General features: G+C 69.1%; 31 protein-coding genes. 18 read left to right on the plus strand and 13 right to left on the minus strand.

What is annotated here, in order from left to right; translation table 11 throughout:
- The 5 genes from IEY84_RS23875 to IEY84_RS23895 all read right to left on the minus strand — a co-directional run.
- A partial coding sequence (locus IEY84_RS23875) for a hypothetical protein (protein WP_229788955.1) occupies window positions 1–744 on the minus strand: 744 nt, incomplete at its 3' end.
- A gap of 15 nt (window positions 745–759) precedes the next feature.
- Window positions 760–1,098 carry a DivIVA domain-containing protein gene (locus IEY84_RS23880; protein ID WP_183547006.1) on the minus strand — a complete coding sequence of 113 codons (339 nt, stop codon included), beginning with the start codon at window positions 1,096–1,098 and terminating at the stop codon, window positions 760–762.
- A gap of 3 nt (window positions 1,099–1,101) precedes the next feature.
- Window positions 1,102–1,821 carry an LOG family protein gene (locus IEY84_RS23885; RefSeq protein ID WP_183547008.1) on the minus strand — a complete coding sequence of 240 codons (720 nt, stop codon included), beginning with the start codon at window positions 1,819–1,821 and terminating at the stop codon, window positions 1,102–1,104.
- Entirely contained in the window at window positions 1,818–2,885 is a 1,068-nt protein-coding gene (gene dapE / locus IEY84_RS23890; RefSeq protein ID WP_183547010.1) for a succinyl-diaminopimelate desuccinylase, read from the minus strand. The genes IEY84_RS23885 and dapE overlap by 4 nt, the downstream gene beginning before the upstream one ends.
- Window positions 2,886–2,893: 8 nt before the next feature.
- Window positions 2,894–3,676 carry a TetR/AcrR family transcriptional regulator gene (locus IEY84_RS23895; protein WP_183547012.1) on the minus strand — a complete coding sequence of 261 codons (783 nt, stop codon included), beginning with the start codon at window positions 3,674–3,676 and terminating at the stop codon, window positions 2,894–2,896.
- 99 nt (window positions 3,677–3,775) lie between these two features.
- Between IEY84_RS23895 and IEY84_RS23900 the strand changes: the two genes are divergently transcribed.
- The 4 genes from IEY84_RS23900 to IEY84_RS23915 all read left to right on the plus strand — a co-directional run bounded on the left by IEY84_RS23900 (window position 3,776) and on the right by IEY84_RS23915 (window position 6,573).
- Window positions 3,776–4,231 carry a nitroreductase family deazaflavin-dependent oxidoreductase gene (locus IEY84_RS23900; RefSeq protein WP_183547020.1) on the plus strand — a complete coding sequence of 152 codons (456 nt, stop codon included), beginning with the start codon at window positions 3,776–3,778 and terminating at the stop codon, window positions 4,229–4,231.
- Window positions 4,228–5,190, plus strand: a complete 963-nt coding sequence (locus IEY84_RS23905; RefSeq protein WP_183547022.1) for an ATP-binding cassette domain-containing protein — start codon at window positions 4,228–4,230, stop codon at window positions 5,188–5,190. The genes IEY84_RS23900 and IEY84_RS23905 overlap by 4 nt, the downstream gene beginning before the upstream one ends.
- Complete coding sequence (locus IEY84_RS23910) at window positions 5,187–5,975, plus strand: ABC transporter permease (RefSeq protein WP_183547024.1); 789 nt, start codon at window positions 5,187–5,189, stop codon at window positions 5,973–5,975. Before IEY84_RS23905 ends, IEY84_RS23910 begins: the two co-directional genes overlap by 4 nt.
- 124 nt (window positions 5,976–6,099) lie before the next feature.
- Window positions 6,100–6,573 carry a DUF6069 family protein gene (locus IEY84_RS23915; RefSeq protein ID WP_183547026.1) on the plus strand — a complete coding sequence of 158 codons (474 nt, stop codon included), beginning with the start codon at window positions 6,100–6,102 and terminating at the stop codon, window positions 6,571–6,573.
- Here IEY84_RS23915 and IEY84_RS23920 read toward each other — a convergent pair.
- A complete protein-coding gene (locus IEY84_RS23920) occupies window positions 6,530–7,249 on the minus strand; it encodes a class I SAM-dependent methyltransferase (RefSeq protein ID WP_183547028.1) in 720 nt (239 codons plus the stop codon). The genes IEY84_RS23915 and IEY84_RS23920 overlap by 44 nt on opposite strands.
- A gap of 80 nt (window positions 7,250–7,329) precedes the next feature.
- Between IEY84_RS23920 and IEY84_RS23925 the strand changes: the two genes are divergently transcribed.
- Complete coding sequence (locus IEY84_RS23925) at window positions 7,330–7,836, plus strand: hypothetical protein (RefSeq protein ID WP_183547030.1); 507 nt, start codon at window positions 7,330–7,332, stop codon at window positions 7,834–7,836.
- A 73-nt stretch (window positions 7,837–7,909) separates the two neighbouring features.
- Here IEY84_RS23925 and ileS read toward each other — a convergent pair whose 3' ends face one another.
- The 3 genes from ileS to IEY84_RS23940 all read right to left on the minus strand — a co-directional run bounded on the left by ileS (window position 7,910) and on the right by IEY84_RS23940 (window position 12,417).
- Window positions 7,910–11,155 carry an isoleucine--tRNA ligase gene (gene ileS / locus IEY84_RS23930; protein ID WP_183547032.1) on the minus strand — a complete coding sequence of 1,082 codons (3,246 nt, stop codon included), beginning with the start codon at window positions 11,153–11,155 and terminating at the stop codon, window positions 7,910–7,912.
- A gap of 233 nt (window positions 11,156–11,388) precedes the next feature.
- The gene (locus tag IEY84_RS23935) at window positions 11,389–11,850 is read right to left on the minus strand and encodes a GNAT family N-acetyltransferase (protein WP_183547034.1); all 462 of its coding nucleotides are present in this window, start codon (window positions 11,848–11,850) and stop codon (window positions 11,389–11,391) included.
- An 87-nt stretch (window positions 11,851–11,937) separates the two neighbouring features.
- Window positions 11,938–12,417 carry a GNAT family N-acetyltransferase gene (locus tag IEY84_RS23940; protein ID WP_183547036.1) on the minus strand — a complete coding sequence of 160 codons (480 nt, stop codon included), beginning with the start codon at window positions 12,415–12,417 and terminating at the stop codon, window positions 11,938–11,940.
- 88 nt (window positions 12,418–12,505) lie between these two features.
- On the opposite strand from IEY84_RS23940, the gene IEY84_RS23945 reads away from it, so the two are divergent.
- The 4 genes from IEY84_RS23945 to IEY84_RS23960 all read left to right on the plus strand — a co-directional run bounded on the left by IEY84_RS23945 (window position 12,506) and on the right by IEY84_RS23960 (window position 16,321).
- On the plus strand, window positions 12,506–13,276 hold the full coding sequence (locus IEY84_RS23945) for an enoyl-CoA hydratase/isomerase family protein (protein WP_183547038.1): 771 nt from the start codon (window positions 12,506–12,508) through the stop codon (window positions 13,274–13,276).
- Window positions 13,277–13,348: 72 nt separating this feature from the next.
- On the plus strand, window positions 13,349–13,861 hold the full coding sequence (locus IEY84_RS23950; RefSeq protein WP_183547040.1) for a DinB family protein: 513 nt from the start codon (window positions 13,349–13,351) through the stop codon (window positions 13,859–13,861).
- Between the two features lie 88 nt (window positions 13,862–13,949).
- Window positions 13,950–16,127, plus strand: coding sequence for a carbon starvation CstA family protein (locus tag IEY84_RS23955; protein WP_183547043.1), 2,178 nt, complete (start codon window positions 13,950–13,952; stop codon window positions 16,125–16,127).
- Complete coding sequence (locus IEY84_RS23960) at window positions 16,124–16,321, plus strand: YbdD/YjiX family protein (RefSeq protein WP_221208945.1); 198 nt, start codon at window positions 16,124–16,126, stop codon at window positions 16,319–16,321. Before IEY84_RS23955 ends, IEY84_RS23960 begins: the two co-directional genes overlap by 4 nt.
- A 15-nt stretch (window positions 16,322–16,336) precedes the next feature.
- On the opposite strand, the gene IEY84_RS23965 is transcribed toward IEY84_RS23960, so the two are convergent.
- Entirely contained in the window at window positions 16,337–16,627 is a 291-nt protein-coding gene (locus IEY84_RS23965) for a hypothetical protein (RefSeq protein ID WP_183547047.1), read from the minus strand.
- 70 nt (window positions 16,628–16,697) lie between these two features.
- Here IEY84_RS23965 and dapD point away from each other — a divergent pair, with 70 nt between their 5' ends.
- The 3 genes from dapD to IEY84_RS23980 are packed head-to-tail and all read left to right on the plus strand — an operon-like array spanning window position 16,698 to window position 19,565.
- A complete protein-coding gene (dapD, locus tag IEY84_RS23970) occupies window positions 16,698–17,642 on the plus strand; it encodes a 2,3,4,5-tetrahydropyridine-2,6-dicarboxylate N-succinyltransferase (protein ID WP_183547049.1) in 945 nt (314 codons plus the stop codon).
- A 27-nt stretch (window positions 17,643–17,669) separates the two neighbouring features.
- Entirely contained in the window at window positions 17,670–18,518 is an 849-nt protein-coding gene (locus IEY84_RS23975) for a hypothetical protein (RefSeq protein WP_183547050.1), read from the plus strand.
- 27 nt (window positions 18,519–18,545) lie between these two features.
- Window positions 18,546–19,565 carry a VldE C-terminal domain-containing protein gene (locus IEY84_RS23980; protein WP_229788957.1) on the plus strand — a complete coding sequence of 340 codons (1,020 nt, stop codon included), beginning with the start codon at window positions 18,546–18,548 and terminating at the stop codon, window positions 19,563–19,565.
- A gap of 101 nt (window positions 19,566–19,666) precedes the next feature.
- On the opposite strand, the gene dapC is transcribed toward IEY84_RS23980, so the two are convergent.
- Window positions 19,667–20,785, minus strand: a complete 1,119-nt coding sequence (gene dapC, locus IEY84_RS23985) for a succinyldiaminopimelate transaminase (protein ID WP_275944482.1) — start codon at window positions 20,783–20,785, stop codon at window positions 19,667–19,669.
- Entirely contained in the window at window positions 20,785–21,108 is a 324-nt protein-coding gene (fdxA, locus tag IEY84_RS23990) for a ferredoxin (protein WP_008358813.1), read from the minus strand. Before fdxA ends, dapC begins: the two co-directional genes overlap by 1 nt.
- 79 nt (window positions 21,109–21,187) lie before the next feature.
- Between fdxA and IEY84_RS23995 the strand changes: the two genes are divergently transcribed.
- The 5 genes from IEY84_RS23995 to IEY84_RS24010 all read left to right on the plus strand — a co-directional run bounded on the left by IEY84_RS23995 (window position 21,188) and on the right by IEY84_RS24010 (window position 23,352).
- Window positions 21,188–22,075 carry a GNAT family N-acetyltransferase gene (locus IEY84_RS23995; protein WP_183547053.1) on the plus strand — a complete coding sequence of 296 codons (888 nt, stop codon included), beginning with the start codon at window positions 21,188–21,190 and terminating at the stop codon, window positions 22,073–22,075.
- 89 nt (window positions 22,076–22,164) lie between these two features.
- The gene (locus tag IEY84_RS26965; protein ID WP_260173747.1) at window positions 22,165–22,293 is read left to right on the plus strand and encodes a hypothetical protein; all 129 of its coding nucleotides are present in this window, start codon (window positions 22,165–22,167) and stop codon (window positions 22,291–22,293) included.
- Between the two features lie 32 nt (window positions 22,294–22,325).
- Window positions 22,326–22,670: an exonuclease/endonuclease/phosphatase family protein gene (locus IEY84_RS24000; RefSeq protein WP_221208946.1), complete on the plus strand. Its 345-nt coding sequence runs from the start codon at window positions 22,326–22,328 to the stop codon at window positions 22,668–22,670.
- A gap of 42 nt (window positions 22,671–22,712) precedes the next feature.
- The gene (locus tag IEY84_RS24005; RefSeq protein WP_183547055.1) at window positions 22,713–22,964 is read left to right on the plus strand and encodes a type II toxin-antitoxin system Phd/YefM family antitoxin; all 252 of its coding nucleotides are present in this window, start codon (window positions 22,713–22,715) and stop codon (window positions 22,962–22,964) included.
- Window positions 22,951–23,352: a type II toxin-antitoxin system VapC family toxin gene (locus tag IEY84_RS24010; protein WP_183547057.1), complete on the plus strand. Its 402-nt coding sequence runs from the start codon at window positions 22,951–22,953 to the stop codon at window positions 23,350–23,352. Before IEY84_RS24005 ends, IEY84_RS24010 begins: the two co-directional genes overlap by 14 nt.
- A 110-nt stretch (window positions 23,353–23,462) precedes the next feature.
- Here IEY84_RS24010 and IEY84_RS24015 read toward each other — a convergent pair whose 3' ends face one another.
- On the minus strand, window positions 23,463–24,302 hold the full coding sequence (locus tag IEY84_RS24015) for an esterase/lipase family protein (RefSeq protein WP_183547059.1): 840 nt from the start codon (window positions 24,300–24,302) through the stop codon (window positions 23,463–23,465).
- A gap of 244 nt (window positions 24,303–24,546) precedes the next feature.
- Between IEY84_RS24015 and aspS the strand changes: the two genes are divergently transcribed.
- Window positions 24,547–25,848 carry an aspartate--tRNA(Asn) ligase gene (gene aspS, locus IEY84_RS24020; RefSeq protein ID WP_183547062.1) on the plus strand — a complete coding sequence of 434 codons (1,302 nt, stop codon included), beginning with the start codon at window positions 24,547–24,549 and terminating at the stop codon, window positions 25,846–25,848.
- The last annotated feature ends 65 nt before the right edge of the window (window positions 25,849–25,913 follow it).

Genomic DNA, 25,913 nt, shown 5'->3' on the forward strand with positions numbered 1-25,913 from the left:
CCCGGCCATCCGGCGACCGCTCTGCCCGTCCCGAGCCGGTCCGGCAGCGGGGGCCGGAGCGGGGGCCGGCGCAGGCGCGGGAGCAGGCGCGGAGCCGCGCTCCACCGGCGCCATCACGGCGGTCTCGTCGACGCTGGGAGCCGCCGCTCGCCGGGGCTCCGGCCGACGTTCGGCCGGGCGTCCAGGATGATCGGCAGGCTGAGCGACCGGTCGAGGGACAGACTGCGATACCGGCTGCGACACCGGTTGCTGGACCGGCTGCGGCACCGGCTGCTGGATCGGCCGGCGCGGGTCGGCGTACCCCGCCCGTTCGTCGACCTCGGCATAGACGTCATAGCCGGCCTCGTCGTAGCCGGGCTCGTCGTAGCCGTATGCGCCTTCGGCGGCGTACTCCTCGTCGTAGCCGTCGTCGTAGGCGTCGTCATACGCATAGTCGTCGTGGCCGACGTCCCCGGCGCGCTGCTCCTTGAGCCGCCCGACGAGCAGGTAGAGACCCGCGATAGCGGCCAGCCAGATCCCGAAGAGTCCGATGACCCCCGGGATGTCGCCGCCCAGGAAGAAGGACGGCGGTGAGACGAGGAAGAGCGTCCAGACCAGCAGGCCGGCGATGCCGGCGTACAGGTGGATCTTCTGCGGCAGCCTCGCCCGCTGCGGCTGCAGGAGGTGTGGCTTGAGATAGGTGAGCGCGACGATCACCGCGACCAGGGCGGTGACGGCGTAGACGAGTACGGCAGCGAAGCTCACGGCAGCGATTCTGTCCTAGACGTCGGTCGAGCCCGAATCGGGCTCGGGCGTGTGTGTGGTGAGTCCCCCGACTCCGACCCCGGCAGCGGCATCCCCGCCCGCGGTCGACTCGCGCCATTCTGCCTCCTCGGCAAGGCGCGCGATCAGAGCATCCACCTCGGCCATCCGGTAGCCCCGCAGGCCCACCGAGAAACGTACGCGGCGCAGGTCTGCCGCCTCGAGGACCCGGTCGCGGGGTACCAGGACGTCGGGCTGGTCGCCGTACTCCTCCCCCATCGGCGCGCCTGCGCCGGCGGCTACGAGGGCGACTCCTCCCAGAGCCAGCACGATCAGTGCCGCGAAGATCCAGCCCATCCTTCAGTCACGCGCCTTCAGCATCAGCTCGACCGCCTCGTCCACGTCGTCGGTGAGGGTGATCATGTCCAGGTCGCTCTGCTTGATCCGACCGTCGGCCAACATCGTCTTGCGCATCCAGTCCAGGAGCCCCTCCCAGTGCTCGACGCCCATCAGGACGATCGGGAACTGGGTGATCTTCTTGGTCTGGGAGAGCGTCATCGCCTCGAAGAGCTCGTCCATGGTGCCGAGGCCGCCGGGCATGACGACGTAGCCCTGGGAGTACTTGACGAACATCATCTTCCGGACGAAGAAGTAGCGGAAGTTGAGACCGAAGCCGACGTAGTCGTTGAGCCTGGCCTCGAAGGGCAGCTCGATGCCGAGGCCGATCGACTCGCCACCGGCTTCGAGGGCGCCCTTGTTGGCCGCTTCCATCGTCCCGGGGCCGCCGCCGGTGATCACCGCGAAGCCGGCTTCGGCCAGGCCGCGGCCGACGGCCTCGGCCTGGGCGTAGGTCGGGTGGTCCTTCGGCGTGCGTGCCGACCCGAAGACGCTGATCGCCTGGCCGATCTCGGAGAGGTCGTTGAACCCCTCGACGAACTCGGCCTGGATCTTCATGACCCGCCACGGATCGGTGTGGACCCAGTCGCCGTGGCCGGAGCTGTCGAGCAGTCGCTGGTCGGTGGTGCTGCCGGCGGGGCGTCCCTTGGTGGGGCGGGGGCCGGAGCCGCTACGTCGGGTCATGCGGTCAACCAATCACGAAGGGCCTGCTCGCAGGTGATGATCTCGGAGATGTTCACATGCTCGTCGGCCTTGTGGGCGTACATCGGGTCACCTGGACCATAGTTGACCGCTGGTATGCCGAGAACGGTGAACCGCGCCACATCGGTCCAGCCGAACTTGGGTCCGACCTCGCCGCCGACGGCGTCGATGAAGGCCTTGGCAGCGGGTCGGTCCAGTCCTGGCAGCGCGCCGGGCGCGGAGTCGGTCAGGGTGACGTCGTAGCCCTCGAAGAAATCGGTCACGAACGCCAGCGCCTCCGCTTCGCTCCGGTCCGGGGCGAAGCGGTAGTTGACCGTCACCACGCACTCGTCGGGGATCACGTTGCCGGCAACTCCCCCGGAGACGAAGACCGCGTTGAGACCCTCGTGATACTCGAGCCCGTCGATGATCGGCTTGCGCGGGTCGTACGCCTCCAGACGGCGCAGCAGCTCACCGGTCTTGTGGATCGCGTTGACGCCGCGCCAGGAGCGGGCGCTGTGGGACCGCTCGCCGGTGATGCGCACCTCGACCCGCAGCGTGCCCTGGCAGCCGGCCTCGACGCCGGCGTTGGAGGGCTCCATCAGGATCGCGAAGTCGCCGGCGAGGAGGTCGGGCTCGCTGGCGGCCAGCTTGCCGAGGCCGTTGTGGACGGCCTCGATCTCCTCGGCGTCGTAGAAGACGTACGTCACGTCGCGGTTGGGCGTCGCCAAGGTGGCGGCGAGCTTGAGGATGACCGCGTCTCCCGACTTCATGTCACAGGCGCCGAGGCCGTGCAGGATGCCGGTGGCCTCGTCCAGGCGGCTCGGGAAGTTGCCGTTGACAGGCACCGTGTCGAGGTGTCCCGCGATGACCACCCGCTCCGGTAGCCCGAGGTCGGTGCGGGCCACGATCGAGTTGCCGCGCCGCTCGACGACGAGGTGGTCGTAGACGCTCAGCGCCTGCTCCACGGCATCGGCCAGCTCCAGCTCGTTGAGGCTCACCGAGTCGATGTCCATCAGCTGCCGGGTCAAGGTCACTACGTCGGTGGTCAGGTCGAGCGTCGCCATGGGCCTAGTCAATCAGGAGCCCGTTCGGTGACGTGCGCGAGGACACCGTCGATGATCCGGGCGAGTCCGTAGTCGAGCTCGCGGCCCGGGTCGGTGGCGGCCTGGTAGGTCTCCCCCGCGGCGGTCCCGACCCGGTTGGCCAGCGGATAGTGGCTGCCGGCCATGACCTCGCTCAACGTGTCGTAGTTGGCGGCCCACCACTCAGCCTCCGTCATCCCGGTGACCTTCTCGGCACGCCGCTTCAGCAGCTCGCTGCGAGCGATGTTGCCGGCGAAGCCCATCAGCACCGCGACCGTCTGGTCCATCTCCAGGTCGGAGAGCCCGAGGCCGTCGACGGCCTGCAGCTGCCACTCGTAGCGGTCGCTCATGTTCGGCCCCAGCCAGGGGCGTACGTCCTGCACCTCGAGCAGCCACGGGTGGGCCCGGAGCTCGTCGTGCTGGAGCCTGGCGACCAGCTCGAGGCGCTCGCGCGGATCCTCGGGCAGCTCCGGCAGCACGGTGCGGCCGACCACCTGGTCGGCCATGAGCACCAGCAGCGCATCCCGGTTCGGTACGTAGGAGTAGAGCGTCATCGCGCCCAGACCGAACCGCTGGGCGATCGCGCGCATCGTCACCGCTGCCAGGCCCTCGGCGTCGGCGAGGTCGATCGCAGCGTCGACGATCTCGTCGACACTCACCTTCTGCTTCGGGCCGCGCTTGGTCTTCGGCTCCTCGGACGACCCGGTCCGATGGCGCCACAGCAGGCGCAGGGACGGGTCCGACTGATCTGGCTGCTCCGGCACGACGGTCATCGTAACCTCCTTCAGAAAAATTTCGTACACCGTACGGAACAAATGCTACAGTCACTCCGTTGACATCTTCGTACGACGTACGAAATTGAAGGAGCGTGTATGCAGAACGACTCGAAGCCGGTCCCGCCGCGATGGCTCAAGCCGATGAACAAGGTCTTCATGACCCTGTCGAAGACCGGGATCGCGATGTTGGAGCTGCCGGTGCTGACCGTGCCGGGCCGCAAGAGCGGCAAGCCCCGCAGCACGCCGCTCTCGGTGCTGGAGCTCGACGGGCAGCGCTATCTGCTCGAGGGTTTCCCGGGAGCCGACTGGGCCCGGAACATCCGTGCCGCCGCCGGCCGAGCCACGCTCCGGGTCGGCCGGAAGACAGAGGAGGTGCACCTCGTGGAGGTCGAGCAGGAGGAGGCGCTGACCGTGCTCCGGGCATGGCCGGAACGGATGACCGACGGAGCGAAGATCATGCTCGACGCCGGGGTCGTCACCGCGGTGACGCCGGAGGCGTTCGAGGCTGTCGTCGGTCGCTGCGGCGTGTTCCGGATCGAGGTGGCCCGATGACCACGGCTCCCCTCTCCGCGCGGGGCGTGCGCAAGCGCTACCGCGACACCCAGGCGCTCGACGGCCTCGACCTGGAGGTCGCCGCCGGCACCGTGCACGCCCTGCTCGGGCCCAACGGCGCCGGCAAGTCGACCGCGGTGAACGTCTTCGCGACGCTCACCCGGCCCGATGCCGGCGAGGTGCGCGTCGGCGGTCACGACGTCGTACGCCACCCCGCCCGGGTCCGCTCCACGATCGGGCTGGTCGGACAGAGCGCCGCCGTCGACGAGGCCCTCCACGGCCGGGAGAACCTGGTCATGTTCGGCCGTCTCCACGGCCTGTCGAAGGCCGATGCCGTACGCCGCTCCGCAGAGCTCCTCGACGCCTTCGGTCTCGTCGAGGCCGGCGACCGGAAGGTCTCGGGCTACTCGGGCGGGATGCGGCGCCGCCTCGACATCGCGGCCGGCCTGGTCGTCCGCCCGCGGATCCTCTTCCTCGACGAGCCCACCACCGGGCTGGACCCGCGCGCTCGCCACGAGGTCTGGGAGATGGTGCGGAAGGTGGTCGCCGACGGGACGACGGTGCTGCTGACCACGCAGTACCTGGACGAGGCCGACCAGCTCGCCGACCTGGTCACCGTGCTCGGCGAGGGCAAGGTGATCGCCGAGGGCACGCCATCCGCGCTGAAGAGCGATCTCGGCGGAGACCGGGTGATCATCACCGCAGCCGAGCCGGACGACCTCGACAAGATGGCCGGTGCGCTCGGCGCCACGGCGACCGTCGACCTCGACCGGCTCGAGGTCACCGTCGAGGCGGGGGCGTCCGGCGGCGGTGCCGCGGTCGTCGAGGTCGTTCGCACCCTCGACTCCGCCGGCATCACCGTCGACGACGTGCTGCTGCGCCGACCGACCCTGGACGAGGTCTTCCTCCACCTGACCGCCCCCGACCCCGAGCACCAGCCCGAAGGAGCCGCCCGATGACCGCCCTTTCCTCGACCCTGCGCCAGACCTGGGTCATCACGCTCCGCGACCTCAAGCACTGGCAGCGCGAGCCGTGGGGACCGGTGTTCGGCATCCTGTTCTCGATCATGATGCTGCTGATCTTCGGCTACCTGTTCGGCGGCGCCATCGAGATGCCGGGCGGCGGGACGTACCTGCCCTATCTCCTGCCCGGGGTGCTCGCGCTGACCATGATGTTCGGGGTCGACGGCATCATGGCCGTGGTCACCGAGGACACCAAACGGGGAGTCACCAACCGGTTCCGGTCGCTGCCGATGAGCAGTGTCGCGGTGCCGTTGGGCCGGGCGGTCGCCGACCTCGGCAACTCGGCGGTCCAGCTCGGGGTCCTGATGATCGGCGGGCTGCTGATCGGCTGGCGGATCGAGGGCACGTTCCTGGAGGCGGCAGCTGCGGTCGGGCTCCTGCTCTGGTTGCGGCTGGCGATGCTGTGGCTGGGCATCTTCCTGGGCCTGGCCCTGCGGATGGAAGGTGCGCTGATGATGGTGCAGGTGCTGGTGTGGCCGCTGGGGTTCTGCTCGAGCCTGTTCGTCTCGCCCGAGACGATGCCCGGCTGGCTCGGCACCTTGGCCGCCTGGAACCCGGTCTCGGCGACCGCGACCGCCGCTCGCGACCTCTTCGGCAACCCGACCGGGATCACCTCCGGAGTCCTCGCCGACCACGCGATGCTGCTCGCGCTGGCCTGGCCCGCGGTCCTGCTGGCGATCTTCGTCCCGCTGTCCATGCGCGCCTTCCGGCGCCGCGGCTGAAATATTTCCAAGGTTTTTCGAGAGGACTGTCGGATCGGCGTCGGACCGTTCGTGGAGTAGGTGAGAAGCGGCCTTACGGACCGCGACAGACCACCACGAGAACCATGAGACGAGAGGCACCATCATGAGCACCAGCACCTACACCCAGGCCACGACGACCGCCACCACCCGCCAGTTCGCCGCACGGATGCCGGTCTGGCTCGTCAGCACCGCCGCCGTCCTCGTCGGCGCCCTGGTCACCGGGGTCTTCGAGTTCGCCGCCCGCGCCGTCGGGGTGCCGTTCAACGTCGCCCTCCCGGGCACCGGCGTCGCGCCTGCCGCGGTCCCCGAGACCGGGCTCGCCTGGGCCGTCGCCGAGCTCGGCCTGATCGGCATCATCATCGCCGTCTGCCTCGCCCGCTTCGCCAAGCGTCCGAGCTCGACCTGGAAGCGCACCGCCTGGACCCTGACCGCGCTCTCCTGCGTACCGAGCCTGATCGCCGTCACCGACTCCTACGCCACCAACATCATGCTGGTGGTCTCCCACCTGGTCGCGGCCGTGGTGATCGTCCCGATCATCGCCGCTCGGCTGCCTGAGACGAACCCGCGCCGGGGCTGAGCTGGTTCCGGCGAGCGACGATCAGCTCGCCGACCCCAGGCATCGGGGTAGTAGCCACCACGAAACCCACCTCCGTCAGGTCCCTCAACAGGGCCGGACGGGGGTGGGTTCGGTAATACATCACGAACTTCGGCCGCCACACTGCGTTGCGCACCCGCATCGCCAGGTCGAACCCGGTGAGCATCCAGTACGCCGGATGGGTCGGCCGCGGCCCCTGACCAGCAGGCAGCGCGAAGGTCCCACCCGGCCTCAGCGCCCGGTGGATGCCGGCGAAGAGCGCGAGCCGCTCCCCCGGCAAGAAGTGCCCCAGCGCCCCGAAGCTCACCACCAGGTCGTACGCAGCCTCGAACGGCAGCGCGCGAGCATCGGCTCGCACCAGGTCGGCCTCCGGGTGCGCCTCCCTGGCCTGCTCGAGCATCCCCATGCTGAAGTCGACCCCTGTCGGCCGCTCTGCGGTCGTCTCCGCGAGCACTTCGAGCCCTGCCCCGGTGCCCGTGCACACATCCAGCCCGCGCTCGAACGGCCCGTACTCCCGCAGCGCGGTGATCGTCGCAGCGAGCAACCAATCCGGTGTCCGGAACGACGTCGCGTCGAACTTCGGCGCCAGCAGGTCGTAGCCATGCTCCACCGACGACAGCGCCTGAACCACCAGCTCCCGCAGACGAGGACCCTCCATACCCAGACGGTAGCGCCGACGGGCGACCCGAGCTCGAAAACACATGCGAAGGCCTCAGCGGATGCCCGACACTTGGCGACATGACCCCCACCCAGCGAGTCATCACGTTCGGCTCCTACTGGATCCTCGGCCTCGTCGCGTTCGCGCTTCTCCTCGCTCCGTACGACCTCACCTGGGCACCCCACACCGACATCCCCGTCGACGTCTTCGCGGGCCGCCCTGACTTCGCAGGCGGACGACTGCCCGTAGCGGCGCTCTACACGGTGGTCCCGTTCATGATCTCCGTCATCGGCGGCGCACTCACCGGCACAGCGTTAGCCCGTCTCACCGGCGCCGCACCAACGTTGAGCCGCCACCTCGTCGCGCAGGTCGCCGGCCTCTGCCTCTCGATCCTCGTCGGGTCGGCGACGCTGATGATGAGCACACTGAGCTTCGCGGCGGTCCCGACGCCCACCTCGCTGACGGATGCGACGTACGCCGTCCTCGTCTGGACCGGCTATGTCTTCATCGGCTTCGCGATCGCCAGGGCGGTTCCCGTCACAGAACCGGCTCCGCTCCGGCGTTCCGTCCAGCCTCGGCGGCCATGACCCGAGCGAGAACGGCCGCGACACGCCGACCCCTCGGCGTGTCGCGGCCATTTTCCAACCGCCTTGTGGCCGCCTACTCGGCCTTCGCTACCGACACGACAGCCTTCTCGCCATCGCCCAGGTCGACCGGCTTGCCCTCGAGCGACTCCACGACGTCGTACGTCGTCGCGAGGGTCTCCCGCGAGATCAGCTCGGCATGGGTGGTGGCAGCGTTGCTCACGGCCTCCGAGCCGGTGATCTGCAGCTCGATGCGGTCCTCGACGTTGAGGCCGGCCTCCTTGCGGGCGTTCTGGACAGCACGGACGAGGTCGCGGGCGAGGCCCTCGGCGGCCAGGTCGGGGGTGACGACCGTGTCGAGGACGATGAAACCTCCAGGCAACATCGAGACGGCGATGTCGTCGGTGGCGGCGCCGGCGACGGTCTCCAGGGTGTATTCGCCCTCGACCAGCTCGAGCCCACCGGCGGTGACCACACCGGCCTCGGACACCGACCAGTCGCCGGACTTGGAGCCCTTGATCGCCTTCTGGACATCCTTGCCCAGCCGCGGACCAGCGGCGCGGGCATTGACGGCGAGCTTCTGCTCGATGCCGTAGGTGCCGGCCTCCTCCGAGTCGGCGGTGAGCAGCCGGACGGACTTGACGTTGACCTCGTCGGCGACGATCTCCTCGAAGCCGGCGATGTCGGCACCGACCACGGTCAGGCCACCGAGTGGGAGGCGGTTGCGGAGCTTGCGTGCCTTGCGCAGGGCGGACGTCGAGGAGCAGACCGCGCGGACCGCGTCCATCCGGGCGACCAGGTCGTCGTCAGCAGGAAGAGACTCGACGACCGGGTAGTCGGCCAGGTGCACCGAGCGGCCACCGGTCAGGCCGCGCCAGATCTCCTCCGTGGTCAGCGGCAGCAGCGGCGCCATCAGGCGGGTCACCGTCTCGAGCACCGTGTAGAGGGTGTCGAAGGCGGCCTTGTCCTCGTTCCAGAACCGCTCGCGGCTCCGCCGGATGTACCAGTTCGTGAGCACGTCGATGAAGCGCTGGGTGGCCTCGCACGCCTCGGCGACGTAGTAGTCGTCCATCGCGGAGGTCATCTCGGCGACGTAGTCGCGCAGCTTGGCCAGGACGTAGCGGTCCAGCGGGTCCTCGGACGCCGTCGAGCCGGTGGTCTCCAGGTCGGCCGCGTTGGCGTAGAGCTGGAAGAAGTACCAGCTGTTCCACAGCGGGATCATCACCTGGCGTACGGAGTCCCGGATGCCCTGCTCGGTGACGACCAGGTTGCCGCCGCGCAGGATCGGCGAGGACATCAGGAACCAGCGCATCGCGTCGGCGCCGTCGCGGTCGAAGACCTCGTTGACGTCGGGGTAGTTGCGCAGCGACTTGGACATCTTCTGACCGTCGGAGCCCAGCACGATGCCGTGGCTGATGCAGCTCGAGAACGCCGGGCGGTCGAAGAGCGCGGTCGCCAGGATGTGCAGGGTGTAGAACCAGCCGCGGGTCTGGCCGATGTACTCCACGATGAAGTCGCCCGGGAAGTGGTGCTGGAACCACTCCTCGTTCTCGAACGGGACATGGTTCTGGGCGAACGACATCGAGCCGGAGTCGAACCAGACGTCGAGGACGTCGGAGACCCGGCGCATCATCGACTTGCCGGTCGGGTCGTCCGGGTTGGGACGGACCAGGTCGTCGACGTACGGACGGTGCAGGTCGGGGTTGCCCTCGGCGTCCTTCGGCAGGGTGCCGAAGTCGCGCTCCAGCTCGGCGAACGAGCCGTAGACGTCCAGGCGCGGGTAGGCCGGGTCGTCGGACTTCCACACCGGCACCGGCGAGCCCCAGAAGCGGTTGCGGGTGATCGACCAGTCGCGGGCGTTCTCCAGCCACTTGCCGAACTGGCCGTCCTGGATGTGCTCCGGCACCCAGCGGATCTGCTGGTTGAGCTCGAGCATCCGGTCCTTGATCTTGGTGACCTCGACGAACCAGCTGCTCACACCCTTGTAGATCAGCGGCTGACGGCAGCGCCAGCAGTGCGGGTAGGAGTGGTTGTAGGACTCGCGGCGCAGCAGGATCGTGCCCGCGGTCACCGACCCCCCGGCCTCGCCGCGGGTGACCGCCTTGAGGTGGTCGATGATCTGCAGGTTGGCGTCGAAGACCTGGACGCCGGCGTAGTCGACCACCGGCGCGGTGAAGCGACCGTCCTTGCCGACCGGCATGACCGCCTCGATGTTCTCGCGGTCGGTCACCTCCTTGTCGACCTCACCGAACGCACCGGCGGTGTGGACGACGCCGGTGCCGTCCGTGGTGGTGACGGCGTCGTCGGCAGCGACGATCCGGAAGGCGTTCTGGTGACCGGCGTAGTAGGAGAACGGCGGCTGGTAGGTGCGGCCGAGCAGCTCGGCTCCCTTGTAGCGGCCCAGGACCGTCGCCTCGTCCGCCTCCGGGAAGAGCTCCTTCTGGTACGCCGCGAGGCGAGCCTCCGCGAGGACGTACTTGGCCGTCTTGTCGGTGCCCGGGACCGGGCCCTCGACCACGACGTAGTCGATGTCGGAGCCGACCATGACGGCGAGGTTGGACGGCAGGGTCCACGGCGTGGTGGTCCAGATCAGGATGTGGGCGCCGTCGAGGACCTCGTCCTCACCGGTGGTGTCGAGCGCGTAGCCCACGGTGACTGCCGGGTCCTGGCGGTCCTTGTAGACGTCGTCGTCCATCCGGAGCTCGTGGTTGGACAGCGGGGTCTCGTCCTGCCAGCAGTAGGGCAGGACGCGGAAGCCCTCGTAGACCAGACCCTTGTCGTAGAGCGTCTTGAACGCCCAGATCACCGACTCCATGTAGTCGGGGTTGAGCGTCTTGTAGTCGTTGTCGAAGTCCACCCAGCGCGCCTGGCGGGTGACGTACTCGCGCCACTCGCCGGTGTACTTCAGCACCGAGGCACGGCTGGCCGCGTTGAACTTGTCGATGCCCATCTCGGCGATCTCGTCGGTCGTCTTCAGACCGAGCTGGCGCATCGCCTCGAGCTCGGCGGGCAGGCCGTGGGTGTCCCACCCGAAGCGCCGCTCGACGCGCTTGCCGCGCATCGTCTGGTAGCGCGGGACGATGTCCTTCACGTAGCCGGTCAGCAGGTGACCGTAGTGCGGCAGGCCGTTGGCGAACGGCGGGCCGTCGTAGAAGACGAACTCGTTCTCACCGTTCTTGCCGGGGTCACGGTTGTCGATGCTCGCCTGGAAGGTCCCGTCCTTCTTCCAGTAGTCGAGAATCTGCGTCTCGATCTCCGGGAAGCGTGGGCTGGCCGGGACGTTGCCCGCGTTGTGGGCTGAGGTGACCTTCGGGTAGGCCATCGGCGGCATCTCCTGCTGGGTGGTGTGTGGACTTCGTCTTCCACAGGGACGATCTCTACGACCGCGGTACCACCCTGCTTGTCCTGCCGGACCACTTCGTTACGGCTGTGACGGGCCACTCCCGCCGGGTTCTACTTGCCCGAAGGCTTTCTTCCCGGGGCTCGCCGCTGATGACGGCTCGAACGCCTGTAAGGAAGAGAGTACGCCGCCCAGCGCCCGCCGCGCGAACCCGATTACACCGCGCGCCACATCCGCACGTGCGGACCGATCTCGGCGTCGTCCCAGGGCTCACCGATCTCCGCGAACCCGGCTCGCCGGTAGAACGCCGCGGCCGGCGTACGCGCGTTGCACCAGACCAGTCCGCCACCCGCGGCCGCGGCATGGTCGAGCGCCGCCTTCAGCACCTCGGCTCCGACACCCTGGCCGCGCCAGCCGTCCTCCGTCGCCATCCCCCGGATCCGCCACCCCTTGCCGGGATGTTCGGGCAGGTCGGGGCAGGGTTCGGGGAAGAGACCGACGCACCCGACGATGTTCCCACCGGCATCCGTCGCGGCGTACGTCGCAACCTCAGGGTCGTCGTCGCCGGCGATCCTCGCCGCCTCCGGCGGCCCACCGTTGCGTAACACCTTCGCCCGCAAGGAGTAGGTGTCCTCGACCGGCACTCGACCGACAGTGAATCGTTCGTCCGGGATCACGCACGAACCTTATCCGCGCCCGCTATGACAGAGGGTCCGACCTAGTGAATCTGTTCACTAGGTCGGACCCTCTGTCATAGCGAGGGATCAGGCGGGAGGCAGGGTTGAGATCTCCCGCCACATGCGCACGTTCTGGCCGAACTCGGGATCCACCCAGGGATCACCCACCTGGTCGAACCCCGCACGGGCGAAGAGGCGAGACCCTGCCGGCGTCGCGTTGCACCACACCAGCCCAGGACCACGGTCGGCGGCATGGCCAATGGCCTCGCTCAGAACAGCGGCACCGACGCCTCGGCCCCGCCACTCAGGTGCCGTCGCAACCCTCCGGACGCGCCATCCCTGGCCGCGGTGATCGAGCAGGTCAGGACATGGTTCTGGGAACAGTCCCGCACACCCGATCACGACCCCGTCGACGTCCCGAGCCGCGAACGTCACCACGTCGGGATGATCCTCACCAGCCACCTTCGCCACCTCGGGAAGCCCACTCCCATGGAGCACCGCCGCGCGCAGCGGATAGGTGTCAGAGGCTGCGGTCCGGGCGACGGTGAACGCGGTCGGTGATGCCATGGAGCGACGATAGCGGCGCCACGCAGCGGCACAGGAGAAATCCGCCTGCAAGCCTGAAGGCCCCCTCGGCACCTGGCAGGATGCGCGCATGAGCCTGATTCGCTATGAGTACGCCGGCGGTTGCGCACGGATCACGATGACCAACCCGGACCGGGGCAACGTGTTCAAGCCCGAGGCGGGCAAGGAGATGGTGGCGGCGATCCTGCGGGCCAAGGCGGACTCGGCGCGGGTGATCGTGCTGGCCGCGGAGGGGAAGTACTTCTCCGTCGGCGGTGACCTGGCCGGGTTTGCGGCCGCCGACGATCTCGGGCCATTCATCCTCGAGCTCGCCGAGGGTGCCAACCGGATCATCACCGAGCTCGTCCGCTGTGACGCGATCGTGGTCAGCGCGGTCCAGGGGACGGCCGCGGGTGTCGGGTTCCCGCTGGCCGCGGCCGCCGACATCGTCGTCGCCGCCGACAAGGCGAAGTTCAGCCTCGCCTACGCCAAGGTCGGGCTCTCCGTCGACGGCGGCGGGTCTCTCCTCGTGCACACCTTGGGTCTGCATCGGGTGCTCCGGTTGACCCTGCTGGGCGACATGCTCTCCGCGACCGAGGCGCTCGAGGCCGGGCTGGTCGCCCGCGTCGTACCGGCCGACGAGCTCGACGCGACGGTGGACGAGGTGGTCACGACCCTGCTGTCCGGCTCCCCCGAGGCGCTGGCCCGCACCAAGCACCTGATCCGCGACGTCGCGGAGCCCAACCCCGAGTCGGCGCTGCGGCGCGAGGCGGAGTCGATCTCCGCGCTCGGCGGCTCGGCCTCCGGACGCGAGGGCATCAACGCGTTCCTGGAGAAGCGGCCGCCCAGCTTCACCGGCTGAAGTTCACCGGGTGAGGGCATCGGCGCCTGAAATAATTTGGCGCAGGGACTCTCGTTCCACGAGGGTGAGCCCATGAGCAGCGATCAGGACCAGCGGGCCGTCGGCGAGCTGGCGAACTACCGCGACTACCTGGGCCACTACCGGCTCACGCTCGAGCGCAAGTGCGAGGACCTCGGCCCGGAGGAGCTGGCCAAGCAGAGCGTGCCGCCGAGCGACCTGAGTCTGATCGGGCTGATCCGGCACATGGCGCGGGTCGAGCAGAGCTGGTTCCAGCGGGTGCTGAAGGAGAACCTCGACCTGCCGCGGCTCGACGCCGACGACCCCACCGGCGGGTTCCACAAGGTCGAGCCGACGCAGGCGTCGGCCGACGAGGCGTTCGCGAGCTGGCGTGAGCAGGTCGCGGCGGCCGACGAGTGGCTCGACTCGATCGACGACTCGGTGCTGGGCGAGACCCGGGACGTCGGCCGCGGCGATGCGCCGAGCAGCATCCGCGACATCCTGGTCCACATGATCGAGGAGTACGCCCGCCACGCAGGTCACGCCGACCTTCTGCGGGAGTGCATCGACGGGCGTACTGGGGAGTAGACCACCGGCCTGCACAGCGGTGACTTCCTGAGACTAGGCTGAGACGGCTGTCACAACGACCGCCACCGTGCTGAATCAGAGGGAGACCATGTCGACGTCGACCGCCAACCCCACCAGCTCGGGCCCACGATCCGGGCCCAACCTGAAGTCAATCGTCATCTGGACCGCCGTCGCTGTCGTCGGCGCCGTCTGCTGGGCCATGCTCGCCCTGTCCCGAGGCGAGGATGTCTCGGCGCTGTGGATCCTGTTCGCCGCACTGGCGTCGTACGCGATCGCCTACCGGTTCTACTCGAAGTTCATCGCCGACAAGGTGCTGAAGGTCGACGACACCCGGGCCACCCCGGCCGAGCGGCTGGAGAACGGACAGGACTTCGACGTCACCGACCGGCGAGTGCTCTTCGGGCACCACTTCGCCGCGATCGCCGGCGCCGGCCCGCTGGTCGGCCCGGTGCTGGCCGCACAGATGGGTTACCTGCCGGGCACGATCTGGATCATCGTCGGCGTCATCTTCGCCGGTGCCGTGCAGGACATGGTCGTGATGTTCTTCTCGATGCGCCGTGACGGCAAGAGCCTCGGTCAGATGGTGCGTGAGGAGATCGGCACCGTTGCTGGCGTGGCCGCGCTGATCGCCGTCTTCGCGATCATGATCATCATCCTGGCGGTGCTCGCGCTGGTCGTCGTCAATGCACTCGCGGAGTCGCCGTGGGGTGTCTTCTCGATCGGCCTCACCATCCCGATCGCGCTCTTCATGGGTTTCTACCTGCGCTACCTGCGCCCCGGCCGCGTCAGCGAGGTGACCGTCATCGGCGTCGCGCTGCTGCTGCTGGCCATCATCGGTGGTGGGTACGTCGAGGAGATGGGCCTGGCCGACGCGCTCACCCTCTCCCACGAGACGCTGGTGATCTGCCTGGTCGTCTACGGCTTCGTCGCCTCGATCCTCCCGGTGTGGATGCTGCTCACCCCGCGTGACTACCTCTCCACCTTCATGAAGGTGGGCGTCATCGTGCTGCTCGCCGTGGGCCTGGTCCTCGCGGCCCCGGCGCTGCAGAACGAGGCCGTCACCGACTTCGCCACCAACGGCGAGGGTCCGGTCTTCGCCGGCAAGCTGTTCCCGTTCGTCTTCATCACCATCGCCTGCGGCGCCCTCTCCGGATTCCACGCCCTCATCGCGTCCGGCACCACGCCGAAGATGGTCGCCAAGGAGTCGCAGGTCCGCATGATCGGCTACGGCGGCATGCTGATGGAGTCGTTCGTCGCGATCTCCGCCCTCATCGCCGCCTCCGTGATCGACCAGGGCATCTACTTCTCGATGAACGCCTCCCTGGGCGCCACCGGCGGCACCCCGGAGACCGCCGCCGCCTTCGTCAACGGGCTCGGCTTCTCGATCACCCCGGCCGACCTCGAGGCAGCCGCGGCCAGTGTGGAGGAGTCGATCATCTCCCGCACCGGTGGTGCTCCGACCCTGGCGTTCGGGATGTCGCTGATCTTCACCGAGGCGTTCGGTGGCGGCCTGGCCGCGTTCTGGTACCACTTCGCGATCATGTTCGAGGCGCTCTTCATCCTGACCGCCGTCGACGCCGGCACCCGCGTGGGCCGGTTCATGCTCCAGGACACGATCGGCAACGTCTGGAAGCGCTACGCCGACACCTCCTGGCGACCGGCTGCCTGGTCGGCCTCCGCGCTGGTCGTACTCGCCTGGGGCTACATGCTCTGGATCGGCGTCGGAGACCCGCTCGGCGGTATCAACCAGCTCTTCCCGCTCTTCGGCATCGCCAACCAGCTGCTCGCCGCGATCGCCCTGACCCTGGCCACGACGCTGCTGATCAAGCACGGCAAGCTCAAGTGGGCGTGGGTGCCGGGCATCCCACTGGTCTGGGATCTCATCGTCACGATGACCGCGTCGTGGCAGAAGGTGTTCAGCGACAACCCCGCGATCGGCTACTTCGCCCAGGCCTCTGCCGCGCGCGAGGCCCGCGACGCCGGTGAGCTCTACGGGGTCGCGAAGACCCCTGCGGACGTCGACCAGATCATCTACAACTCGACCCAGAGCGGCATCCTGCAGGCAGCGTTCGCGCTGCTGGTGATCGTGATCGTCGCCGGTGCCGCAGTAACCGTGGTCAAGGCGATCCGCGCCGGCGGGCTGCCGACCACCGAGGTCCCGAAGGTCGAGTCGAAGATCGTCGCGCCCTCGGACTTCTTCGCCACCAAGGAGGAGAAGGAAGCCGTACGCGAGTGGGAGGCCTCCCAGAAGACGCCGGTCTCATGAGTCTGCTCACCGAGCGTGTCTCCGACCGCTTCTCCGGCGCCTGGCGGCTGCTCCGCCAGGCGACCGGGGAGGCGAAGTGGGACGAATACGTCGCCCGGTGCGAGCGCGACGGCGTCGAGCCGATGAGCCGGCGCGCGTTCGAACGTCACCGGGCCGACGAGAAGGAGCACAACCCGCAGGCGCGCTGCTGCTAGCGGGGCTTCGACGGGCTAGCGGGGGTTGTCGTCGGCGAAGGCGGCGTCGAGCCAGGCGTACACCTGCGAGTCACCTCGGGTGACGAGCAGGACCACCTGCTTCTCGGCGTCGCTGACCGGCTTGCCGTTGATCCAGCTGCGGACGATGTCGGCGGCGGCGCGGCGTACGACCTCGACGCCCTTGGCCATCGCCCACTCCGGCGCCGGGTGACCCTTGCTGGTCGCCACGCCGGGGATGTCCAGGGTCCAGGTGCCGTCCTCGGCCTGGAGGAGCTGGGGTACGGGTGGCGCGCTCTTCTTGCTCACCTTCGCATCGTGCCATGCCGCGCCCTTGCCGATAAGGGGACACTCAGGCTCGGCCACTAGACTGCGCCGCGTGACGAATGCAGCTTGGGCCTTCGGCCTCGTGACGTACGCCGCCGACACCGGATCCGACAAGGGCAGTGTCCTGGATGTCTGGTTCCCCGCGCCGCAGCTGGGCGAGAAGCCCGCCGACGCGACCGCGCCGGCCGAGCTGACCGCGCTCGAGGGCACCGACGAGGTTCGTCAGGTCACCAAGAAGGTCGCGCTCGTCGAGGTCAAGGACCTGGAGTCCGCCCCCGAGTCGACCGAGGACGTCTGGCTGCGCCTCCACCTGCTCTCCCACCGTCTGGTCAAGCCCCACGGACAGAACCTCGACGGCATCTTCGGCCTGCTCACCAACGTGGTGTGGACCAGCGCCGGCCCGTGCGCCGTCGAGGGCTTCGAGCTCACCCGCGCCCGGCTACGCGCCGCGGGCCAGCACGTGACCGTCTACGGCGTGGACAAGTTCCCGCGGATGGTCGACTACGTCGTCCCGAGCGGCATCCGGATCGGCGACGCCGACCGTGTCCGCCTGGGCGCACACCTCGCCGAGGGCACCACCGTGATGCACGAGGGCTTCGTCAACTTCAACGCCGGCACCCTCGGCGCCTCGATGGTCGAGGGCCGGATCTCCGGTGGGGTCGTCGTCGGCGACGGCTCCGACGTCGGTGGCGGCGCCTCGATCATGGGCACCCTCTCCGGTGGCGGCAAGGCCGTCATCTCGGTCGGCCAGCGCTGCCTGCTCGGCGCCAACTCCGGCCTCGGCATCTCGCTGGGCGACGACGCCGTGGTCGAGGCCGGGTGCTACGTGACGTACGGCACCAAGGTCACGCTCCCCGACGGCACCGTCAAGAAGGCCGGCGAGCTCTCCGGCGCCTCCAACATCCTCTTCCGCCGCAACTCGGTCAGCGGCGCCATCGAGGCAGTTCCGTGGAAGGGCGACGGCATCGAGCTCAACGCCGCCCTCCACGCCAACTGATCCCGCCCCCAAGAGCAGAGTGCTCCGTTGAAGAAGCTCGTCACCGCGCTGGTCGTGCTCGGCGTGATCGCCGGCGGCATCTACTGGGTCGTCCAGGCCGCGACGGACAAGCTGGACTCGATCCTGCCCGACCTGCAGCACTGCACGGCCGTCGCGGGCGAGTACGAGGCGCGCTTCGACCCCGAGCAGATGGGCAACGCGGCCGTGATCACCGCGCTCGGGCTCAAGCGCGGCCTGCCCGCACGGGCGGCCACGATCGCGATCGCGACCGCGATCCAGGAGTCGAAGCTCTACAACATCAGCCACGGCGACCGGGACTCGCTCGGCCTCTTCCAGCAGCGTCCGTCGATGGGTTGGGGCACCGAGGAGCAGGTCCAGGACCCGATCTACGCCACCAACAAGTTCTATGACGCCCTGGTGAAGATCGAGGGCTACGAGGACATGGTCGTCACCGAGGCGGCGCAGGAGGTGCAGCGCTCGGCGTTCCCCGAGGCGTACGCAGACCACGAGGGTGAGGGCCGCGCGATCGCCTCCGCGATCAGTGGCTACTCCCCCGCCGCGCTGACCTGCCGGATCGACGAGCCCGAGGCCGGCTCCGGCAAGCCCCAGGCCACCAAGGCCGAGATCAACCAGCTGCTCGGCGGCATGGTCGGCCGGGCTCGGGTGGAGGGCTCGACCGTGGTGATCCCGGTCGAGGCCGGCAAGTCCGGCGAGCGCGGCGGCTGGACGGTCGCCCACTACGCACTGGCCCGGGCGAGCGAGTTTGGCGCCACCTCGATCGCCTACGACGGCCGCACCTGGTCGGCCGGCAAGGACGAGGGATGGACCAAGACCCCCGAGGCCAGCGGCGATCGCATCGTCATCACCCTGGCCTGACTTGCTCCGTACGTGAAGATTGGTGACGTGAGCGCAACCGGGGGTCCGCCGACCAGTCCGCCCCCGGGCGCGCCGCCCCCACCCGGGCGGCCTTCGACCCCGCGGTTGCCGGAGCCGGCGCGCGAGGCGATGCGCAAGTCTGCCCGCGAAGCCAGGAAGCAGCTCCGGCCGGTGCGCAAGCACCTCATCGTCCTCGGCGTCGTGATCGCCATCGCGCTGGTCTTCGCGGGCCTGCGGGTCCTGGGAGTCGGGATCAGCGGCCTCCCCGTCTTCTCCCGGGAGAGCTGCACCGTCACCGCCGAGGGCGAGACCTACGACCTCTCCACCGAGCAGGCCGAGCATGCCTCGGCGATCGCCGCCGAAGCCGTACGCCGCGGGCTGCCCGCCCGCGCAGCGTCGGTCGTGCTGGCGGTCGAGCTCGCCGACCACGACCTCGACCGGCCGGCCGCGGAGGCCTCCGCCCTCTACGACCGGCTCTCCGGTGTCGCCGACTACCGCCAGCAGTCGGTGCCCGGGGTGGCCCAGCAGATCAGCGACGGCTCCCGCGACTCCTACCGCGACGCCGAGCAGGAGGCACGGGCCCTCGCCTCCGCTCTCACCGGCAACACTCCCGAGGCGTTCTCCTGCGTCGTCAAGGTCAGCGCCGAGGCGGCCCCGGACGAGCTCAGCGGAGCCGGGCTCACCTCGCGCGCAGAGGCCTTGCGCGAGGACGTACGCGGGGCCTTCGGTGGCCTGCCCGAAGGCGGTTTCCAGCCCGGCGGCGTCTCCACCGGGCACATGGTCGGCTCGGCCCACTACGAGGGCCGCGCGGTCGACTACTTCTTCCGTCCCGTCAACGCCGCCAACAACATCAAAGGCTGGGCGCTGGCTCAATATCTCGTCGCCAACGCCGATCGCCTCGACGTCGAGACCGTCATCTACGACGACCGCATCTGGACCAAGCGCCGCTCCGCCGCCGGCTGGCGCGACTACGACCTCCCGCCCCGCGAGGGCGACATGTCCATCCTCGAGCACCGCGACCACGTCCACGTCGACGTCGCCGACTGACCCTGCCGAGGCGTCACTCCGGTCGGCCGAGTTGGCAATCCAGTGCCCACTCGGCCGACGTACGCGACGTCTCGGCCGACGTGAGTGACGCCTCGGCGGGTCTACTCGGACAGACGGGAGACCGCGGCGTCGATGCGCTCGTCGGTGGCGGTGAAGGCGATGCGTACGTGGGAGCTGCCGGCGCGGCCGTAGAACGCGCCGGGGGCGGCGAGGATGCCGCGCTCGGCGAGCCAGTCGACGGTCGCCCAGCAGTCCTCGTCACGAGTCGCCCAGAGGTAGAGGGAGGCCTCGGAGTGGTCGATGCGGAAGCCGGCCGACTCCAGCGCCGCCTTGAGCTTGGCGCGCCGGGCGGCGTAGCGGGCGTGCTGATCCTTGGCGTGCTGGTCGTCGGCGAGCGCCGTCACCATGGCGGCCTGCTGCGGGCCGGGCATCATCAGGCCGAGGTTCTTGCGGACCGCGAGGAGCTCGCCGAGGACCGAGGCGTCACCGGCGACGAAGGCCTCGCGGTAGCCCGCGAGATTGGAGCGCTTCGAGAGCGAGTGGACGGCAAGAAGACCGTCGAACGAACCACCGCACACGTCCGGGTGCAGCACCGAGATCGGCTCAGCCTCCCAGGCGCACTCGATGTAGCACTCGTCGGAGATCAGCAGCGTGCCACGCTCGCGCGCCCACTCCACCGTCTTGCGCAGGTGCTCGACCGGGAGCACCCGGCCGCTCGGGTTCGAGGGCGAGTTGATCCACAATATCTTCGGCGCCTTCGGGCCCAGCGCCACCAGGGAGTCGGTCGCGACGGTGTCGGCGCCGACGAGAGCCGCGGAGACCTCGTACGTCGGGTAGGCGAGCTCCGGGTAGGCGACCAGGTCGCCCTGGCCGACGCCGAGGTGGAGCGGCAGCGAGCCGATCAGCTCCTTGGAGCCGATCACGGGGAGCACGTTCTCGAGCCCCAGTCCCGAGACGCCGTGGTTGCGCGCGAGCCAGTCGATGGCGGCCTGACGCACCGCGGCAGTGCCGATCGTCGTCGGGTAGCCCGGTGAGTCGGCAGCCTCGGCGAGGGCCTTCTGGATCACCGCGGGCGTCGGGTCGACCGGCGTGCCGATCGAGAGGTCGACCAGCCCACCGGCGTGCCCCGACGCCTTCTCCTTGAAGGGAGCGAGCTTGTCCCAGGGGAAGTCAGGCAGCCGCTGCGAGACCGGGATCGAGGCCGACATCGAGACGGGCATCAGTCCTGGTTCTGCGGAGGCAGCGCGGCGACGAACGGGTGGTCCTTGTCGATCTCACCCATGCGAGCGGCACCACCGGGCGAACCGAGGTCGTCGAAGAACTTGACGTTGGCGTCGTAGTACTCCTTCCACTCCTCCGGGGTGTCGTCCTCGTAGAAGATCGCCTCGGGCGGGCAGACGGGCTCGCAAGCGCCACAGTCGACGCACTCGTCGGGGTGGATGTAGAGCATCCGCTTGCCTTCGTAGATGCAGTCCACCGGACATTCGTCGACGCAAGCCTTGTCCTTCACGTCAACACAGGGCTGGGCGATGACGTACGTCATTCGGGGCTCCTCCAAGCGGGGTATCACGAAAGTCAGAGGGGCGCGACTGGCCCTTCGAGAGACAGCCTAGTATCCCCACGTGCCTGCTCATCTCCTGGGACCACATGTCGTCGGCAAGCGGATCGTCATCCGCCGCCTCGTCCCCGGTGAGTCCGGGCCCACCGGCGGCCCTGCCTTCACCGACATCCTCGGAGTCTGTACGTCCTGGGCCGACGGCATCGCGGTCATCGAGCGCGAGTCCGGGGAGCGGGTGAGCGTGCCCGTCGCCGAGATCGTCTCCGGGAAACCGGTGCCGCCGCGGCCGAACGTACGTCTCCGGATCGGCGTACGCGAGGCCGAGCTGCTCAGCGCCGCGATCTTCCCGGGCACCACCTCGGAACCGTTGGGCGAGTGGGTGCTCTTCGACCACGAGGTCTCGATCCGCCGGCGACCCAACTCCGCGTTGGCGGTCGGGGACCCCGGGGTCGGGCTGGGCGAGGCGCTCGACCGGGTCGAGAGCTACTACCGCAGCCGCCACAAGCACCCCCGGGTGAAGGTCGAGGTCGGGTCCGCGGTCGAGGATGTCGTGGTCGAGCGCGGCTGGACGGAGGACGTGACGGTCGAGTTCCAGCTCGCCGGGCTCGCCGCCACCCGGCGCCTCCTGCCGCCGCCGGTCGAGGACGCCCGCGTCGAGGTGCAGGCGAACGACGCGCAGGTGCTCATCACCCTCGGCGACACCGCGCGGATCATGGGCACGATGAAGGACGACTGGCTGGCCATCCACGACCTCGAGGTCGCCGAGCCGCACCGCCGCCAGGGCGTCGCGACCAAAGCCCTCGCCACCCTGCTGGAGTGGGGCGCCGAGCGCGGCGCCCGCGCCGCCTGGCTGCACGTGGAGACCACCAACGACGCCGGCCTCGCGCTCTACGCGGGCCTCGGCTTCACCGAGCACCACCGCTGCCGCTACTACTCCGCGCCCACTCCGTAGCGGAACCGTCCGGGCCCCGCTCATCCGGAGTTCCGCGAGTGCTCATCTGCACCTGGTGAGGTGGAGCTAACCCCACCTAAGGAGCATCGATGGGCATCACCAGGCGAGGCATCATCACATCCGCGGGCGCACTCGGCGCGGCCGCTGCGGTCGGTACGACGCTGGGCGGCGCGCTGCCCGCGGCAGCGGCGTACGAGAAGGCTCGGGCGACCCCCTGACCGGCAAGGCCAAGGGCCCCGATCTGCACGTGATGAGCTTCAACATCCGCTACGACCGCGAAGGCACGCAGCCCGGCCAGCCGGACTACTGGCCCGAGCGCAAGCCCCTGGTCACCGCGTTCGTCGAGCTCGAGAAGCCGACGATCCTGGGCGTCCAGAAGGCCGAGTTCGGGCAGCTCGGCGCCATCGAGGCGGGTCTCGGGCCGAAGTACCGGATGCTCGGGTTCGGGCGTGACGGCACCCGGATCGACTGGATCCTGACCACTCCCGGGATCACCGTCAAGGAGGCCGCGATCAACACCTGGACCAAGGATGGCCGCTGGCCCAGCGACCACACCCCCGTCCAGGCCCTCGTGCGCCTACCTAGTGGGTCATGACCATGGGTTGACCAACCCGGTTGACCAACCTACCGTGGGCGCATGGACGCAGCGCATGTCGTGAAGGTGCAGGAGGCGAAGACGCACCTGTCGAGTCTGCTGGCCGAGGTCGAGGCCGGCGGCCAGGTCGTCATCGCCCGGGGCGACCGTGCCATCGCGCGCCTGGTGCCGATCGAACGGCCGACGAAGCGGATTCTCGGCGGGCTACGCGTGAGCGTCCCCGATGAGTTCTTCGACCCGCTTCCTGACGACGAGATCGCCGCCTGGGAGGGCTCGCTCGATGAAGACCTTTGAGCGGGTCCTCCTCGACACCCATGCCTACATCTGGCTGGTGAGCGAGCCCGACCGGTTCAGCACCACTGCCTACGAGACAGTCGTCGACATCGACACCGAGGTGTTCGTCTCGGCGGCGAGCCTGTGGGAGATCTCGACCAAGACTCGACTCGGCAAGCTCCCCGGCGGTGGCACCTTGGTCGCCACCTTCGAGGACCGCACCCGTCTTCATGTCCTGGAGCGGCTTCCGATCGACTTCACCCACTCCCGCCTCGCCGGAGAGCTCGACTGGGACCACCGCGACCCGTTCGACCGCATGCTCGCGGCCCAGAGCATGCTCGAGAACCTGCCTCTGGTGACCAAGGACAGCAGGCTCCAGGCGTACGACTCCATCCACACCATCTGGTAGCCACTCGCCGAAGCGTCGAATATTGACGTCGAGAAGTCAGTTTCTGACGCCGAGAGGTCAGGATCAGGTACGCAACTGACCTCTCGGCCTCAAGAACTGACCTCTCGGGATCAGCAGGTCTTCAGGCCCTGAGAGGCGGGGCCTTCGCGGGTCAGTGCGTCGAGGGTGAGCTTGATGGCGGTCGCGCTCATCGGGATGAGCAGGTGCTCGGAGAGGTCGAGGGCGCAGGCGTCCTGGATGCGTACGTTGGTGGTGTTCAGGCCTTCGGCGAGGAACCCTGAGGTGGACGGCACGACCACCTCGTCGGTGGCGGTGATGATCTGTGTGTAGGAGACGTCGCCCGGAGTCTCGTCGCCCGCGTTCAGCTCGGCGAGGAACTGCGAGCCGGCGGCCTGCTGGGCGCAGGAGACGCAGAGGCCGGTGGACTCGGTGGCTGTGGCGGTGCTCCCGTCCATCATGATCGAGGTGCCGTGGTTGGACGGGGCGAGGCCGACGAGGTCCTCGACAAGACCGGCGCCGCCGAGGTTCTTGATGTAGTAGCGCGGCATCATCCCGCCCTGGGAGTGGCCCACGAGCGAGACCTTCTCCGCATCGGTGACCTCGCGTACGCGCTCGATGAACTCACCGAGGTGAGCAGCCGAGTCCCGGATGTCGCCGGTCGCGCGGTTGCCGTAGTCGAGGGAGTAGACGCAGAACCCGGCCCGCTTCATGGCCAGGGAGATCGGGTCCAGCAGCGAGCGACGGTCACCGAAGGTGCCATGCACCAGGATCACCGGCGTCGGCCGCTGGGCCGACGGCACGCATGCCCAGTCGTTGGCACCGAGCGGGTCACCGTAGGGCGATCCCGGCAGCGGGATCGCGGTCCGGCTAGTCCCCGCGGCAGCGGAGGCGGAGACCGGGACGAGAGCGAGTGCGACAGCAGCGAGAAGGCTCAGCAGGAACGGGCGCATGACAATGTCAACGAACTCGTGTGACTCACGTCACGCACGAAAACTCGTTCGCATGCGACGCGAGACGACATCTACGATCGTCAGTGGCACCGCCGAGGAGTGACGACCCTCAGCCACAGCGGCAAGGTGGTGTCCGCGCGTACGGCGGATCGACGAGAGGCTGATGAGACATCAGCAAAGGTGTGGTGGCACCGCGACCTAGCCCCCGCCCACACCTCCAGGGCCTCGCCACCTGGAGGACAAGATGAAACCGACAGACCGTACGCTCGCCGGCCACCTTCCCGCTGTCGCACCGGGCGACACCGTCCGACTCTGCGGACACGTGCACCGTCGCCGTGAGCTCGCCACCGTCACCTTCCTCGTCGTTCGTGACCGCACCGGCCTGGCACAGGTGGTGATCAAGGCGGCTGACGGTCAGGAGGCGCCTCCCGAGGAGACTCCGGTCGAGGTGGTCGGGATCGCGACCGCCAACCCCCAGGCACCGGGAGGGGTCGAGGTCACCTCGCCGGTGGTCACCGCGCTCTCCGACCCAGCCCTCACCCCGCCGGTCGAGCTGTGGCGACCAGAGCTCGCGGCCGGGTTGCCGACGCTGCTCGACCACGCCCCGGTGACCTGGCGCCATCCGCGGGTCCGGGCTCGTGGAGAGATCGCCGCCGCATCTCTGCGCGGGTTCCGGGCGACGCTCGACTCCGTGGGGTTCACCGAGGTCCACTCCCCCAAGATCGTGGAGTCGGCGACCGAGTCCGGGGCGAACGTCTTCGCGATCGACTACTTCGGGCGTCCCGCCTACCTCGCCCAGTCGCCGCAGTTCTACAAGCAGCAGCTGGTCGGCGTCTTCGAGCGGGTCTACGAGGTCGGACCGGTCTTCCGGGCCGAGCCGCACGACACGGTGCGTCACCTCGCCGAATACGTGAGCCTCGACGTCGAGCTCGGTTTCATCCGCGACCACCGCGACGTGCTCGGCCTGCTCCGCGACGTCCTCGCCGGAATGCGGGCCGGGATCGCGACGTACGCCGCGGACGCGGTCTCGCGGCTCCAGCTCGAGCTGCCCGTGGTGCCCCCGGAGATCCCGGTCATCCACTTCGCCGAGGCACTCGAGCTGGTCGGCGCTCCGGCGGACGAGCCCGACCTCGCGCCCGAGCACGAGCGCGCGCTCGGAGCATGGGCGCGGGAGACGTACGCCTCGGACTTCCTCGCGGTCGAGGGCTACCCGATGCGGAAGCGGCCGTTCTACACCCATCCCTGGTCTCGACAGGCTCGACCACCAGGGGAGGGGAGCAACAGCTTCGACCTGCTCTTCCGGGGACTCGAGCTGGTCACCGGCGGGCAGCGCCTGCACCGGCTCCCCGACTACGAGGAGGCGATCCGGGCGCGCGGCGAGGAGCCCGCTGCGTACGCCTCGTATCTGCAGGCCTTCGCCCACGGGATGCCGCCGCACGGCGGCTTCGCGCTGGGGTTGGAGCGCTGGGTCGCTCGGCTCGTCGAGGCCGCCAACATCCGCGAGGTCACCCTGTTCCCGAGGGACCTCCACCGCCTCACGCCGTAGCGTCGGTCGAGCCGCGAGCGCTAGCGAGCCCTGTCGAGACCAACACAGTCAGCGACGGTGTTGGT

The sequence above is a fragment of the Nocardioides albus genome, assembly GCF_014648255.1.
GTDB classification, from domain to species: domain Bacteria; phylum Actinomycetota; class Actinomycetes; order Propionibacteriales; family Nocardioidaceae; genus Nocardioides; species Nocardioides albus.